Consider the following 16,746-nt stretch of genomic DNA (forward strand, 5'->3'; position numbering starts at 1 on the left):
TATCATAATCAGATTATTATCTATGTTTACCATTATTCAGTCGCACCGTACCGAACGCTTGGTTGAGCAGTTACTGACCGCTTATAAATCTAAAAATCAGTCTGTCTTTGAAGAGTTTATCGTTATTGTACCCTCGATGGTGCTGGGCGATTGGCTGGATAAGTCTATAGCCAGTCAAGCTGGTATCAGCACTTTGGTAACCACCAAGTTTTGGGGACAGTACCAGTGGACCCTGATGCAAAAAGTCTTGGCTGAGTATAATTCGTGGCTGGAGAGCGAGCAGCGTGACCAAGAGGTTATTACCGTGCCTGAGGTAGCCGTGCTAACCGGATCGGTGATGCAATGGCGGCTATTTGGTTATTTTACTTATTATCAAACTGAAATTATGGGGAATAACAGTCATCCTCTATATCCATTGTTATCAGCATTACTAGACGAAGAGTCGGATCGCAGTCAGCAAGATGTGAGACTGTGGTCATTAGCTACTGATTTTTCGCGGGTATTTAGCCGTTATCTAACCCACCGTGAGGATTGGTTAACGTTATGGTCGAATGATAAAGCCGTTGATGCAGAGGCATTGGTAGCAGCAAAAGATGAGCTGTCCATGAAATTTGATAAGTATGCCACGGCAACGCCTGAATGGCTGGTCGCTCACTATATGGAGCTTGAAGCTGCGCAGCGTCATCTATGGCGTCTGCTATTTGCGTCCGTCTATGAACACCGTGCTGCTATTGAAACCCGGTTTTGGGAGATTATGTCGGGCACTGATAGCAACATTAATACCGATAACGGGGTAGATGTTCAAGGATCATTGCCCGCACAATTGCATATTTTTACTATCCAACAGCTGCCGCAGAACGAACTAAATTTCTTACAAAGATTATCAACATATATTGATATTACCTTGTTGCATTATAATCCCTCGCAGCTATTTTGGGCAGATATTGTTGATAAGCAGTGGCTACAGCGTCAACAAGTAATCAACCCAGAAAGTGTATTCCTACGGGACTATGGGCATACTTTGTTATCGCGCCTCGGTAAGCAATCGCGTGAGACGTTTGCGATGCTGGCAAGTCTCTCAGGTAATGAAAATAAAGACGGCTTCAAGCTTGATTGGCAAGATAAATTTGACTTAAATGATGAACAACAATCTCCTATGTTGTCAGACTCAGGTTCAGTACAACCGTTAAGTTTGTTAGCACATTTACAGCAGGATGTATTGATGCTGGACGAGAGCGCTACTCAACAAACGACCGCTGGGCGACTGAGCGCCGCTTTAAGTTCGCAAATGCAACTTGATTTAGAAGATGGAGAAGGAAAAGAGAGTAATAGCAAAAATAGCCTAAGCAATGAATCTTTAATTCAGAATCAAAGTTCAGATCAATGGTATAGCGATGATACTTTAGCTAATAAGCACCATCAACAGTCTCGTGAATGGCAATTATCGCAATACGATAATAGCCTAAGTATTCATTCATGTCATAACTTACAACGCCAACTTGAAGTGTTGCGCAGCATGATTGGACGTTGGCTAAACGAGCCGAATAATACCGGCAGACCACGTCATCTGTCCGATATCGTAGTACTGTTACCTGATGTTGATCATCACCATGAGCTGATTAATTCAGTTTTTGTTAGTGGAGAAGGGCAGGATGGTCTAACGTTGCCAGCGAAAGTGACAGGGGTGGTCGATAAATCTATTAGACAATTATGGGAAGCAATACGCGGATTTTATGGTCTGCTAGGTAGTGAGACCGCACGATTTGAAGCTGCTGAAGTATTAGATTGGTTAATGCTACCGCCTCTTTACGAAAGTCTTGGACTGACCCATGAACAGATGCGCCGTGCTTGCGATCTGTTAGAGCAAGCAGGCCTTGTCCGCGGATTTGATGAAGCACATCTCCAGCAGACACTTGATGCGCAAGATTACGATTATCGTTTTAGCTTTGCTTATGCATTAGATCAAATGGCATTGGGATTAGTGATGCCAGAAGCGGGTATCAGTGATTGTCTGTATCCTAATAATTGGCAAGATGATACTTTAGCCGAAAAAACGATACCGATCTCAGCAATTAGTTTGGCAGATGCGCCGATAATTGAAGCGTTATGCCGTGTTCATGCTGGGCTTCATGCTTGTCGAAATGAATACCAAGCGCGTCATAAGGCTGAGGATTGGTTAAATAGTATTGAGAGTCATATTATTCATCCCTATTTTGGCGCACTTGATCAGACACGTCCCATGCGCGCTATTTTTAATGCTATGAATGGTTTTAAGAGTAGCCTACGCGCTAACCGTCATTATCAGCGTTACCATGCTGACAGTGATGTTCAGACTAATGTTACCTCAAATGACACGCTAACAGCAGGACAGGTTGAAGCACGACTATCGCAAGTCAGTACCTTACCGCTCAAGCTTAACTTTATGCTTGATAGTATTGAGGATGAACTCGAGAGCCAACAAGTCAGTGCCGAGCCGACTGGCGTGATTACTTTTGGGCGTTTTGGCGCGCTACGTAATGTGCCGTTTGGTTTGGTGGTCATGCTCAATATGGATTTGTCCGAATTTCCGAATCGTGACCGTGATAATCGTTATGACTTAATGAAAGCCGGATTAGCACAACGTGGCGATAGATTTAGTGAGGACGACGATAATGGGGCCTTTTTAGATGCCCTGCTATGCGCTCGTAATGCTTGCTGGATTTTTTATAATGGCCAACGTTTGACCGATTCCCATGAGCATCTACCCGCCAATCCTGTGAGTGAATTATTGCAATTTTTACAAGGGGAGGTGCAATGGCAATGGGATCCACTTAAAAATGCACAACAAGCATTAAGTAATGATAACAATGATAGCAACGAGATTAGCGATAATGAAGCCGCATTGACCGCACAAGTACAGCGTTATCTGCCTAAGCTTATCGAGCAGTGGTTAGTCACCCGTCATCCTGCATTGCCATTTGCGTCAGAAATATTTATCCAGCCCGAAATAAATGCGCATACAGCAGTATCTGGTAATCAAGCTGATGGCCAAGACGACAGTCAGGATAATGGCCAAGCGCTTATGCATTTATTAGAGCAGGCGATGCAAAAAGAAAAGCTCAGTCAGAAAGAAACCAATGCTCCAGCGAGAGTTTGGCATGACGTGTTTGAACGTTTGCAGGCTCAAGACGATTCTGATATTAGGCACCCTATCAAGGTTAATTTACCTAGCAAAGAGGATTATGCCAATATTGCCCAGCGTATCAAGTCAGCTAATGAGACTGATGATCGCTTTGATATTACTCAAGTTGATATGCAGTACTTATACTACCAAGTACGTCATCCCGCGAAGCACTTTTTAAGAGAACAGCAAGTGCATGTCGTCTTACCTGAAGATGATACGGCGCATCAAGAGCCTTTATCCTTGTCAGGCTTGGGTGCTTACGAGGTTAATTCGCAACTCCTCAATGAACTACACAGCAATGAGAGTGCTAGTAAGGGTAATAGCGCGAGCAATCAAGCTGTTAAACCGTTAAACCGTCTATTGTATAACTCTGTTATGCCAGCAGGTGTGGCGCGTCAATCAACCTTACAGTATCAGCAGCTTAAAATTACCCAACAATGCCAAGAGTTTGCTGAACAGCTGTCTGAGTTGGGCATTGATACCAACAGTGATGGCAATAATGAAAGCATCAGCACACTATTAACGCCCTGTGCTGAGACCATGATTACCGTTCAAGCACCTAATATAAATGCTCACAGTCAATTGCAAATCAAAGGAACCATTCCGATAGGAAGTAATTCTGTAAATGATGCTGCGTCAATATCGAAATCGGAAACAGAATCGACATTAGAACAAACATCACCTGAACTTTGGCTCAATATTTTGCCCAATAGCGCCCGCACGCAGTATTTACTACGCTTTTGGTTGTCACATGTTTATTGGCAAGTGGCACGGCGTACTACTGAGGCGCAAGTGGCTGCTGAGGACGGTAGAAGTATTTGGCGATTTAATAAACCTAGTGATGAACATAATAAATATAAAGGTAAGACTGCTTTTTTACTACTGCCTATAGAGTATGAAGCCGCTTTAGCAGAGTTGCTTAAGTGGATAAGGTTTGCTCATATTGCTGGCAGTACACCAATAACGATATTGCCGGTTCATGCGATGACTTACCTTGATAAAGTGAGCGCTGCTCAAGGCAAAGACACTATTTACCAGCCCAAACGTAGTGATTTTGATAGCTGGCTATGGTCGGGCTATAACAGCGATGTGGTTTATGATACTTGCTCGCAACATGAGCTGTGGCAATACCTACTTTATAAACAAGACGTTTTTACCAAGTTAATGGATGCTTTGCCATCTTTGGCTCAGCCTTTATTTGGGGCAATGAATGACGCCCTAAAGCCATTATAAAAATTTTATTTAATAATTAATATTCAAACTGTAAGACTTTGAACAAGCGCCTTTTATGGATAAGTTTATGGATCAGTATAATAACGATAGCATTAAAGCTAATAGCACGGCTGAGGTTTCACCTGCTAACTTAGTTGATAAAATGCAACAACCTCCAGCCATACGTGTGCCATTAAACGGTAAGTATCTAATAGAAGCATCAGCGGGTACGGGCAAGACTTGGACGCTAACTGGCATCGTACTGCGCTTATTGATTGAAGCGAAGCGCGCGCCTGAACATATTATCGCCACAACCTTTACTCGTGCTGCCGCTGCCGAGATGCGCGAACGTATTCATGCCCGCTTGGTTGATTTTTATCAGTTATTACAGTGGTTGAGTAAACTACAAGTCAATCCTGCCACGCACAGTATTCTCTATCCTCAGCTGATAGTTGATGGTGTTAAAAAGGCTAATGGTAAGACTGCTGATGTTGATAAAAAAGCTAGAGAAGATAAAGATAATAATAAATCTGAAGCTTCTAATAAAAAAGTAAGTCCTGAGCAGCGTCAAGCTCGACAGCAGTGGCTCGAGACCCAAGCGAAGCTGGCAGGTAATGCTGATCTTATTGACGATCCTATCAATAGCTATTTGCTAGGATATTTATTAGATAATGCGATAGATTATCCATTAGCTGATGCTATTAGGCGCTGTGCTTTGGTGCTAACCACGTTAGATAAACTGTTTGTGGGTACGTTAGACAGTCTGTCACAAAAGTGGCTGTCGGAGTACAGTGCCGAGACTGGTCATCAGCAAGGGATGCAAATCAGTGACCATGAACAAATTGTGATAGAGAGTATCATTCACGATGCGGTGCGCGCACATCAAAGTCATATGTATTACCAGCAGCCGGATATTTATGCGCTATTGCAACACACCAATCGTTTAACTGCGCCTGCTGATCATGTATCTGTTGCACAAAAAGCCCTCCAGTTTATCTCAACACCTATTGAAGAGGTTGAGCTGGGCGAAGCTATCGATTTTAGCGCTTATCAGCAGGCATTAGATAACTTTAAAAGTTGTGATTTAAAAGATATCACGCCTTATTTTGATATTGAATACCGTACGACGCAAGGATTTGGCAAAGCAGGTAAAACTGGTAAAAACATAGCATCTATTGTCACTATTCAACAAGCTATCCGCCAGTATGGTATCGCGTTTTTTACCCATTTAGAGAATAAGGCTGACGTTCTATATACGGAACTACCCAATGCTTTTATTAGTAAAGAAGATGGTGGAAAGGTTTTTAATAAGGGTAAAGAACCAGAGCGTTTAACATTTATTAATCTTGAAAGCATACAAGCGCTAAAAACGCTGCGCGATTATGCTGAGCAGATTGAGCTTTATCTTGATGCGTTAAATGAGAAGTTGAATCGTGATATTGCCATTAAGGTACGCCAAAAGCTCCCATCGATATTAGAAGCACGGCGCGAGACCACCTTTGCCCTACAAATGGTTCGCTTAAACCAAGCGTTATCTGGTAAGCAAGGCGAGCGGCTGGCACGTTATATCCGTCACCATTATCCAGTGGCACTGATTGACGAGTCGCAAGATATCAATGGTGAGCAAGCGCGTATGATTGAGCGCATTTATCTTAAGGATGCTAAAGACAGTCATGCTAAAAATACCAATCGTGGTTTTTTATTACTAGTAGGAGACCCTAAGCAAGCTATCTATGGTTTTCGTGGCGGGGATGTTGCCAATTATAACGCTATGAAAGCGCGGTTCGATGCTAAGCATATGATGACCCTCGATGTGAATCGACGTTCAAATGAGCGGTTGATTACCGCGTTAAATCATTGGTTTGGTAGCGCTAATCCTGCAGACAACGCCGACCAAGACTCAGGCTCGCAAAGTGCGGATCAGCTGGCACAGCTAGGTAAGGATATTTACTATCAGCATATCACTGCGGCAAATACCGATATCCATGCCTCTTGGCAACAATCAGAGTTGGCTATATCAGATTCTGGCTTAGCAGAAACCCCTGCTATCTTACCTAACCATCCGGTCAGTATTATTCACCTGCCTTATGATAAACAAGCAAAATACAACGCCTTTGAGCTGACGGCGTTGCATATTGCAGCATTGCTGGCCAGTCAGCAAACTATAAAGGGTCGTGCGCTTAAGCCAAGTGATATTGGCGTACTGGGTCGCCGCAAGCATGAGCTAAAACAAGTCGAAGATATGCTGAGTAAGCTTGGCGTACCTACTCTTGAGACCGCAGAAAATAATGTTTTTGATACGCCCATCGCTGCTGATTTAGCTGCCTTATTAGAAGCGATGTTACGTCCGCATCGCCGCGATATTATCAACCGCGTATTAACCAGTCACTTTTATCAGTTAAGTCTTAATGATGTGCAAGCGTTGATGTTAAGTACGGATGAGGATCATACAGCGCAAGTAAACATAGAACAGGGCAATACAGTACTAGAACATACAGACGCTGAGCAGGCGCGTCTTAAGCAGCGTTACCAAGATTTCCAAACCTATCTAAAGACGGCAGCGTCGCATTGGCAACACAATGGTATTTTGTCAGCGCTACATTATTTGTTTGGTCGCAATCCCATGGCCAAGCAAAAAACCAATCGGACAACGAGCCAAAGTATTTGGGTGGGCCTTGCTGACTTAGAAGATGGCGCCCGTTATTTAATGGATTTACGCCATTTGTTAGATATTTTAGCGCAGCATGGTATGCATATTGGGGAACATGAGCTGCTGGCATGGTATAAGAAAAATATGAACAGCAAGCGTATCCCTGAATGGGCACAACAACAGCCGCTTCCGACCGAGTCAGGTGTGCAGCTCATGACTATTCATAAGTCAAAAGGCTTGGAGTTTCCGGTAGTCTATGTAATAGGTATGGATGGCGCTAGTCCTAACGCCAGCTCTAAAACTGGTGGCCGTAACAAGCATAAGCTGTATTTATATGATCATGATATTGAGGATAATAAAACAGAGCGCCGCTTATCTGCCAGTCAGGGTAAGCCCCATAGCAAATCTGCTAAAGGCGAGTTGCCGGTAGATTACTATGCGCAATTTGAAACTACCGAAAACTATGAAGAATTGAAACGGCTTGGCTATGTGGCATTTACCCGTGCTAGTGAGCAGCTTTATATGGTACTCAAAGATGGCCATAATAAAACGGATGCTGAACGTAAGCCAAGCTTGAAGTGGTTGAGCGCTCAAGATCATAAGTTCATGCTGCCAGAGCGATTGCAAGATTATATTGGCTGGCTAGACTACAACACTATTGAATCATCGGCTGAAGCGGTTATAAACACTAGTAAAGCAGCAATGAATGCTAATCATGCTGATTTGGAGTCCATACCTAGCGATGTTATTCGCATTGATTATCACAACGCCTATGCGCAGATACAAGCACATTATTTTAAAGGCTGGGCAAAAACTAGCTTTACCGCTTTGTCACGTCAGTTAAGCAAACAAGGTCAAGCGTTAGCTATTTTTGATGACGGGGTAGAGGACGATTTAGACTTGACCGATAGCATGGCGTTATTAAGCGATAGGTCATCTGCCACTTACGAAAAAGACGATGATAATACTGCTGGCGAGCTAATTACAATAGATGATATTCGTTTTCGTTTCGTTAAAGGTGCTAATGCTGGGACTTTTTTGCACGAAATCTTTGAAAAAATAGATTTTACTAACAAAAGTAAATGGTCAAACATTATTGACCAAAGCATTCGTCAATATCAATTGCCTATCAGTTATACCAGTGCTGATTACCAACAACGATTGGATAAAAATAAAACGCCGCCTCTATCATTACCTACAGTGCCATCAGAGCATGATGAATCGTTAAGTAGCGGTACTGAGTTAATAGCAACGGCTGATAACCAGTTAGGAGCCGCCCATGATGAATTGATAGAGTGGATAGCCGATGTTCTGAGCGCGCCGTTACTGGCATCTGGTCAGCCGCTACAAGCCATACCGGTTAAACAGCGTATTGCTGAGCTGGGCTTTAATATGGGACTGTCAGAGGATTTTACCCCTGAGCGTATCAATGAGGTTTTTACACAATATCTACCAGATGAACCTGAAAAGCATATCCAACTGACCGCCCAGTATTCTGATCATATTTATCGTTATCTACGCGGTGAGATTGATTTGGTCTATGAATATGCAGGCAAGTATTATGTAGTGGACTATAAAAGTAATTACTTAGGAAATAGCCTAAGCAATTATAATGAGGATAATTTAAGCACTGCTATGAATAAAGCGGGTTACTGGTTACAAGCCGCTATCTATCAAGTTGCTCTTCATCGTTTTTTAGGTTTACGTTTACATGACTATCAGGGTAATGAAGAGCAATACCTAGGTGCGGTAGAGTATGTATTCTTACGCGGCATTAGTGCTCAAGGAACGCACAATTATGGACGTATTCAATGGCAAATACCATTTACCTTGGTACAAGCATTAGACGAGATGTTTGGTATGCCAAGCGCTTAATGTATTAAGCAATCATTGGTAACTAGATAAATTAACAAAAAATCTATGCTGATAACTAACTTTCATAAACGCTATAGCCAAAAATAATAAGTGAATAAATAATGAATAATGATGACATTGAGAAAGAGACCACTGAAAAAGTAACTCAAGACCTAAGTAGTTCGGCAAAAAACAGAGCAAGCCCTCAACAAGGGCGGGCGGGTAATCACCAGAGCAGTGTTCAAGGCAGCTCTAATAGCGATATTGGTAGCAGTTGGGCAACGACGATTAGCCAGTACCTATTACAACGGCGTAAGCAGACTCAGCTGGCATATCATGCACAACTACAGCCTGACGCTATGCATAGTGATGACAAAGAAACGCAAGACTGGTTATTTGAAGCGATATTTGAGGTGCTGGTACAACGATTGGAGGAAGGGCATACCGTATTGGTGCTGGAGGATAATTATCTTAGCACTGATTATTTGCAAAACAGTAATACTGAACTTTTTGGCTGGCAGCAGCAGTTATTACAACCTTTGTTACAAGCGCTACTTACACCACTAGAAGGCATGTCAGAAGCTTTCACTAGCATTGAGCTATTAGAGCAACAAGCGTTTTGGAATGCGACAATGCGGCAATCGATATTACCAGAATATGAAAAACAAATATTAGAGCAGCGTTATAGCGCCTGCACTCAGCTTTATCGCTATTTAAAACAAATAGCCCTTACAGCTACTTCAACAGAAAATAGCCTAAGTAAATTTATAAATAATCTAAACAATCACTCACTCTTCAGGAAAAATATTGATAACGATAAAGATAAAACCGATAGACCAATCATTTTCCATTCAAAAAGCGAGCCAAAAGACGACCATACTACCGTAACATTATGGCTGCATCGTACATGGCAGGCCGAATATGCGCTGGCTCATCATATTATTCGTATCAAAAAGCAGAAGGTTACTGAGTTACCGATAACCCTTAATCCGTTATTAAATATTGAACAACAAGATGCTATTCATATGGCGAATCAATCTGCTTTTAGTATCATCACTGGAGGTCCAGGTACCGGAAAAACCTTTACCGTTGCTCAATTGGTAATAGCTTTACAGCAGGCACAACCTAAAAACGTAGGAGCAGGGATAGAAGAAACAAAGGGTAAAGCTAGCGTAAATCTAGCTTTAGCCGCACCAACTGGTAAAGCCGCCCAACGTATGCAAGAGTCGCTACAGGACGCCATACAGCAAGCTGGCGTGTCCATACAACTACCAGAAGCTAAGACTATCCATCGCTTGCTTGGTATCGGGCAGGGTGGTCGCCCACGCTATCATGCTGACAATCCACTCAGTGAAGATATTATTATCGTTGATGAAGCTTCTATGCTCGGGGTAGAGTTGGCCAATTATCTGGTCAGTGCCATAAAACCCAATTCACAGCTTATTCTATTAGGGGATGCCAATCAATTAGCAGCGGTCGATGCGGGAGCGGTATTAGCAGATTTATGCCGCATACCTGCGCTACAAAAAATTCATCAGCGCCTTAAGATGAGTCGGCGTTTCACTGCGGACTCAGGCATCGGCAAACTGGCACGGCTAATTAACCAAGCAGACCAACACCAATCTACAGATCAAAATATGACAGCAGTCTGGCAATTATTACGTGAAGATGAAGCATTGAGTTTTTATCATCTAATTAACGTTGTATCTGAGAATAAAGAAGGCAATAATAATATAGCTTCTGATAGTACGATAAAAAATAGCCTAAGTAATTACAATTTTTTAAAAGTAATCTCCAAAAATTACCTTGATTATATGGATAAAACCAAATTAATATTAGCAAAAATAAAGATAGCGGATTCTGTGCCAACAAAAGAATATATTAGCTATTTTAACGAATTAATAACCTTACTTAATCAGTTCAGAGTTCTTACTGCGGGTCACCATGGTCGCTGCGGCGATTATTCCATTAATCGCTATTTAAGTGAACAACATCGAAGCCAATTAAAACTACCACTGTCCAAATCTCCTTGGTATCACGGACGCCCAGTGATGGTATTACAAAATAATTATGAACTGGGTCTATTTAACGGTGATATTGGTATTTGTCTACAGACAGAAAGAGGGCGCTTGCAAGTATTTTTTGAAAATAAAAAACAAGGCATGGCTACCAATATGCTGAGTGACGAGATGATTGCAACCGCCTATGCAATGACTATTCATAAGTCGCAAGGGTCAGAGTTTGAACATGTGGCGATTGCCTTTGATGATCATAATAGGCGTTTACTCAGTCAGGAACTAATTTATACGGCAGTAACACGTGCCAAAAAGCAAGTCTCCATCTTTAGTACCGCTTCCGCATTTACGCGCGCGTTATCGACCCCAACTGAAAGACAAACAGGGCTAAAGCTACAGTTTGCCCAACTTGATAGAACGTCTGATAGTTATTAAAAAATCTTATTTTCTGTAAAAAAGAGATATAAAAAAGCATCCAATAAGGATGCTTTTTTATATGAGAATGCTTAATAAAAGGGCAGAAAATCCTACACTTTGTCTTCTTTAATAGCATAGATGCCAGGTAGGTGACGCAAGTAACCATGGAAATCCATGCCGCAACCATAAACATAACGGTCAGCAACATCGATACCCACAAAATCAACTTCAAAGCCTGAGATTTTACGGTCATGCTGTTTGTTGAGTAGTACACAAGACTCAATAGACAGAGGTTTCTCTTTACTCAATTCTTCAACAATAGCTTTTAAAGTAATGCCTTCATCAAAAATATCATCAATTAGTAACACATGCTCACCAGCGATATTGACGTCAGGCTTGAATTTCCAGTCTAGCTCATTGGTGCCTTCATTATCACGATAGCGAGATGCATGAATATAATGCATGCGATGATAGAACGTAAGATGGGTAAGCAGTTGACCGGCTGGAATAAGGCCGCCGTTCATAACGACCATGACAATCGGGTTCAGCCCAGCGTAATGTAGATTGAGCTGCGCGGCAAGACGCTCATAAGCAGCAGCCACTTCCATACTGCTAATAAGGCACTCTGAGTTACGTAAGGTTTTTTCAATTTCTTGGTTGCTAATTTGAGTCATTGGTTGCGCCATCGGTAGAAAGTGCTGCTTATTTTAGCAAGTTTTAGTGAATTTGCCCAATGCCACATGGCTTTTCAGACAAAAATAATCTCATATTGTTATTAACGCTTTATTCATCTGCTATTTCTATGAAAAAGGGCCGATAAAAACGTGCTAAACGGTTTAATCCCGCATCAGGTAATTGCGGTAGTAATTTATTAATCGCCATACTCATTCCTTTATCAATAGCCGCTTTGGCAACGGGAATAGATTTGCGTTTGATCATGCCCAGTTTAAGCGTTTCAGTAAAGCGGCTGATAAAGTGGGTAAGTGCTTCCTCATTCATGGTCTCAAGCGCCGTTTTGAACTGCGCCTTATCTACTGTATCTGGCGTGACCGCTGCAAAACCTTCAATAATTGTTTGTGCCGACTCTTCAGAGAGTTTAAACCCCACACGGCGTAACCCTTCATTATCTATAAACATAGACTGGTTTTTTAAAAAGTTGAAGCTGGGCATGATATCTTCATTTTTATCTTTGCCAAGCAAGACGTTAAGCAGTGTCTCAGTAGCACGCTCAATAGTTCCAACAATCTTACGCATAGACGCTTGCCGTTCAGGGTTTGGAATCACATCAATTAAGCTGACCAATAAATTATCAATAAGTTCACTAGCAACCTGTTGTGTAAGCTCATTACGATAGGGGTAGTAGTCGACTTGCTCATCTGAGGCAATAATACGCTCGGCTTCATCAATCATATCGTTAAGTTCATCCGACGGTATAAATCCAAAATAGTGTGCCATTACAGTACCTTTCTTTTAATATTAATTAATTTTCAATGTTTAGCTTATTATTGTTTACAGAGTTAGTATAGCCAAATTATCATTGTTAAAGCGTTGTTTCTAGTAGCATGAGGCGTATGCTTTTTTATCTACAAATACTTCAAAGAGTATAGACATCAATATATACTCACTCAAAATAACTTTCAGCGGCTACCTTGATATCTTAAAATTAATGCTGAATAATTGTACAATAGATATTAAACGTTACATTTTATGTCAAATCGGCTACACTTAAGCCAGTATGTCAATACATTAGCACAGCTTAGCCCGCACTTCATATTTTACAGATCATAGATAAATCTGTTATCTCTTAATCGCGATTTTCTTTGTCTATACTCATCGAATATAGGCTTCTGATTGGTATCCTAACTGATCATCATCACAAGCGTTTAGTAATAGAAGCTTGTACTCAACAGTAACGACTACATAGAGCGCCACTTAATAGCATATAGAACGACCATAAAGTCAGATTTATATAGGTTTGACTATAGATTAATAGGGTTGTCTTGCCAGCGCTTACTATGGAATAAAAAATAAGGATATTATGAGGAAATGGATATTTTCCACCCTCACTTTATCTAGGGAGAGATAAGATGAACAGTGCCATTGTATTAATCGTTGGCGTCGCCGCGATGCTTTGTGGTTATGTTTTTTATTCGAAGTTTATCGCCACCAAGATTTTGGCATTAGATAATAACCGTCCCACGCCAGCTCATACGATGAAAGATGGGGTAGATTATGTTCCCACTAATAAGTATGTGTTGTGGGGCCATCATTTTACCTCCGTTGCCGGTGCTGCACCGATTATTGGCCCCGGTATTGCTGTTATTTGGGGCTGGTTACCTGCGGTAATTTGGGTGGTCTTTGGGACGATTTTTATGGCTGGCGTTCATGATATGTCAGCCATATGGGCAAGTATGCGTAATCGGGGTCAGTCTATTGGCTCTATTGCCGGTACGGTTATGGGTACGCGCGTACGTAGCTTGATGATGGTTGTGATTTTCTTATTATTGCTCATGGTCAATGCTGTATTCGGCGTTGCTATTGCCAATATGATGATTAAAACACCGTCAGCCGTATTACCAGTGTGGGGCGCGTTAATCGTTGCCTTTATTATTGGTCAGTGTATTTATCGCTATCAGATGAATTTACTTTGGGTATCAATCATTGGGGTAGTCGCATTATATGGGCTAATTTACCTTGGTCCTATGTTCCCATTCGCCTTCCCTGAGACCGTTTTTGGTCTACCTGATAATGCCGTTTGGATTATTATTTTATTTGCCTATGCGGCAGTTGCCTCATTACTACCGGTATGGATGTTATTGCAGCCACGCGATTATATTAATGGCTTGCAGTTATTCGTTGGTTTGATTTTATTATATGCCGCCATCTTTATCTCAACACCTACTATTGTGGCACCGGCGATTAATACCAATTTACCAATAGACACACCATCAATCATGCCACTATTGTTTGTGACTATTGCTTGTGGTGCGATCTCAGGCTTCCACGGATTAGTCGCGACAGGGACGACTTCTAAGCAAATTGATAAAGAAGAAGATGCGCGTTTCGTGGGTTACTTTGGTGCGCTTGGCGAAGGTATGCTAGCGTTAGGTGCGATTCTTGCGGCGACCGCAGGGTTTGCTACGCTTGGTGATTGGGAAGCCGTTTATCAAAAATTCGGTGACGGCTCTATTGGCGCATTTATTGACGGCGGCGCTGCAATATTGAATGCCGGTGTTGGTATTGATATGGTATTGTCACAAACCATGCTGACGGTTATGGCCGCACTATTTGCGGGTACCACTATGGATACTGGGGTACGCTTACAACGTTATATCTTCCAAGAATTTGGTGAGTTTTATAATATTCCAATATTAACCAAAGGTGTAGTGGCCACGCTTCTAGCAGTAGGAACCTGTTTGCTATTGGCATTTGGTGCCGGTGGTATTGATGGTGCCGGCGGTATGATTATCTGGCCATTATTCGGTACCACTAACCAGTTAATGGCAGCATTAACCTTGATGATTGTGACTGTTATCTTATTACGTAAAGGTAAGCCGGTCTGGTATACCTTAGCGCCCTTATCGTTCCTATTAGTGATGACAGTATTTGCGTTATTGATCCAGCTCAAAACCTTCTACGTTGATGGCAATTGGTTGCTTATCACTATGGATATTATTATCCTGATTGCTACCATATTGGTCACCTTTGAGAGTTTGTCTGTACTGCGCCGTGAATGGACAGAACACAAAGGTAAAGATCAATCTTAATAGCTGACTATTTATCAAAACCAATGGTTAAATTAAAATAAGACGCTGGCAATTGCTGGCGTTTTTTTATGTTATCAAGTGATGAATGGTTTTTGCACAGGAAATCAAAGAAAAGCAAACGATAAGTATCACGGCTATTTATCATTACTATAGCTAAGTATGGTATGTTTTATCTATCACCTCGCATAAGTACTACATAATAAGCATTACTAGTAAAATTAGGTCAAACTATGAAAAATAATGATAATAACAATCTGATAAATCAACCCTCGGATGATTCAGTGCAATCAATAAACACACCTGCCAGCTCTGTCGACGACTATGCACAAGAAATCGCACCGTGGTGGCAACGTTTTACAGAAGGTCTTAATGAGTTCTATCATGCGCCTTATCGGCAAACGATGGCTCGGGCAGCACGTGATGAAGAAGACTTTTTTATGCTGCTGATGTTTGCTGAAAGCTTAGGAATTGACAATCCGGCCAGCTTTTACACCCTTGAATTACAGCCATTATTCTTAGAAAACTTCCACGAATGGCATACCCGTATGGGAATGGATAGATGTCCGTTTGATCATGTTGGTTGTTGCTAGTCTTACTAATAACTAATAGTAAAAATAATTGAGATATAAAATATGTCATTACAACCTTTAAGCTCATTGGTAACGCAACTTTCCTCACAACCGATTATATTCGTTGGTGGTAAAGGCGGAGTAGGTAAAACGACCACCGCAGCGGCACTTGCCAGCCATTATGCTGCCAAGCAAAAAAAGACACTGATCATTTCAACCGATCCTGCGCATAGTTTAGGCGATGTATTAAACGTACAGCTAAGTAATGAAAAAACAGCTATCACACCTTACCTTGATGCTATCGAGTTGAATCCTGACATCATCGTAGATGCTCACTTTGTACAAGTCGAGCGCACTATTAAAGGCTATACCAATCCCGATATGATGCCAAAAATTCGTGAGCATCTGCGTCTCTCAAAGTCAGCTCCTGGGGCTCAGGAAGCGGCAATGTTAGAATCAATGTGTCAACACTTAGTGGCGGCAGCCGATGCCGGTTATGATCATATTATTTTTGATACGGCACCCACAGGACATACTTTACGCTTGCTGGTATTGCCTGAAATGATGGGGGCATGGACGGATGGGCTGTTGGCACAGCAGCGGCGGCAAGCTAAATTACGTTCGGTTGCCACTCACTTAGATACTAATACCAGTAAGGCTAAAGCTAGCAACGATAAAAAAGATGTCCCAAACCCATTTGCCAAGCATAAACCAGATCGCTGGGAGCAGGCGGTATCAGTATTAGAAAAACGCAAAGAGTTGTTTCGTCAGGCAGGGCAGCTACTTCATGACCGCGCGCAAACAGCGATTGTACAAGTGATGACCGCCGATGTACTGCCCTTAGCAGAAACCCAGCGTGCCATTCAGCAATTAGAGGAAACCAAACTCACGCCAGCAGCAATCGTGGTCAATCAACTCATTACCCCGACGCAAAAGGATACGTTCTGGCAGCAACGCGCCGATAGGCAGCAGCAGCTCATGGGCGATATTGAGCGAAGCTTTACTAATTATCCGATATACCCAATTTACTTACAGCAAACAGACGTTCGCGGTACTGAGGCTTTAAGTGCGTTATTAAAGTAGGAGATTCATTTTGCTA

General features: G+C 42.0%; 8 protein-coding genes. 6 read left to right on the plus strand and 2 right to left on the minus strand.

The genetic code is table 11. From position 1 onward, the window contains the following. Positions 1–22 precede the first annotated feature (22 nt). From AAEY88_RS01610 to recD, 3 genes are all read left to right on the plus strand, one after another. Entirely contained in the window at positions 23–4,396 is a 4,374-nt protein-coding gene (locus AAEY88_RS01610; RefSeq protein ID WP_350558093.1) for an exodeoxyribonuclease V subunit gamma, read from the plus strand. Between the two features lie 67 nt (positions 4,397–4,463). Next, positions 4,464–8,900 carry a UvrD-helicase domain-containing protein gene (locus AAEY88_RS01615; protein ID WP_350558096.1) on the plus strand — a complete coding sequence of 1,479 codons (4,437 nt, stop codon included), beginning with the start codon at positions 4,464–4,466 and terminating at the stop codon, positions 8,898–8,900. 101 nt (positions 8,901–9,001) lie between these two features. Continuing rightward, complete coding sequence (recD, locus tag AAEY88_RS01620) at positions 9,002–11,329, plus strand: exodeoxyribonuclease V subunit alpha (protein ID WP_350558099.1); 2,328 nt, start codon at positions 9,002–9,004, stop codon at positions 11,327–11,329. A gap of 92 nt (positions 11,330–11,421) precedes the next feature. Here the strand turns inward: recD and AAEY88_RS01625 are convergent, their stop codons facing one another. Together AAEY88_RS01625 and AAEY88_RS01630 are read right to left on the minus strand one after the other, a co-directional pair. Then, on the minus strand, positions 11,422–11,985 hold the full coding sequence (locus AAEY88_RS01625) for a hypoxanthine-guanine phosphoribosyltransferase (protein ID WP_350558102.1): 564 nt from the start codon (positions 11,983–11,985) through the stop codon (positions 11,422–11,424). 109 nt (positions 11,986–12,094) lie between these two features. Beyond that, positions 12,095–12,766 carry a hypothetical protein gene (locus AAEY88_RS01630; protein ID WP_350558104.1) on the minus strand — a complete coding sequence of 224 codons (672 nt, stop codon included), beginning with the start codon at positions 12,764–12,766 and terminating at the stop codon, positions 12,095–12,097. 632 nt (positions 12,767–13,398) lie between these two features. On the opposite strand from AAEY88_RS01630, the gene AAEY88_RS01635 reads away from it, so the two are divergent. From AAEY88_RS01635 to AAEY88_RS01645, 3 genes are all read left to right on the plus strand, one after another. Then, positions 13,399–15,078 (plus strand): carbon starvation protein A, encoded by a 1,680-nt coding sequence (locus AAEY88_RS01635; RefSeq protein WP_350558107.1) that lies wholly within the window; start codon positions 13,399–13,401, stop codon positions 15,076–15,078. Between the two features lie 281 nt (positions 15,079–15,359). Beyond that, entirely contained in the window at positions 15,360–15,668 is a 309-nt protein-coding gene (locus AAEY88_RS01640) for a cory-CC-star protein (protein ID WP_407074413.1), read from the plus strand. A 42-nt stretch (positions 15,669–15,710) separates the two neighbouring features. Continuing rightward, complete coding sequence (locus tag AAEY88_RS01645) at positions 15,711–16,730, plus strand: ArsA family ATPase (RefSeq protein ID WP_350558110.1); 1,020 nt, start codon at positions 15,711–15,713, stop codon at positions 16,728–16,730. Positions 16,731–16,746 lie beyond the last annotated feature (16 nt).

Source organism: Psychrobacter sp. CAL346-MNA-CIBAN-0220, assembly GCF_040309805.1.
In the GTDB taxonomy this organism is placed as follows: domain Bacteria; phylum Pseudomonadota; class Gammaproteobacteria; order Pseudomonadales; family Moraxellaceae; genus Psychrobacter.

Bases quoted from the DNA above. Each gene is read 5' to 3' on its own strand.
- AAEY88_RS01610 (WP_350558093.1), top strand. From the start codon at position 23: ATGTTTACCATTATTCAGTCGCACCGTACCGAACGCTTGGTTGAGCAG.
- AAEY88_RS01615 (WP_350558096.1), top strand. From the start codon at position 4,464: ATGGATCAGTATAATAACGATAGCATTAAAGCTAATAGCACGGCTGAG.
- recD (WP_350558099.1), top strand. From the start codon at position 9,002: ATGAATAATGATGACATTGAGAAAGAGACCACTGAAAAAGTAACTCAA.
- AAEY88_RS01625 (WP_350558102.1), bottom strand. From the start codon at position 11,985: ATGACTCAAATTAGCAACCAAGAAATTGAAAAAACCTTACGTAACTCA.
- AAEY88_RS01630 (WP_350558104.1), bottom strand. From the start codon at position 12,766: ATGGCACACTATTTTGGATTTATACCGTCGGATGAACTTAACGATATG.
- AAEY88_RS01635 (WP_350558107.1), top strand. From the start codon at position 13,399: ATGAACAGTGCCATTGTATTAATCGTTGGCGTCGCCGCGATGCTTTGT.
- AAEY88_RS01645 (WP_350558110.1), top strand. From the start codon at position 15,711: ATGTCATTACAACCTTTAAGCTCATTGGTAACGCAACTTTCCTCACAA.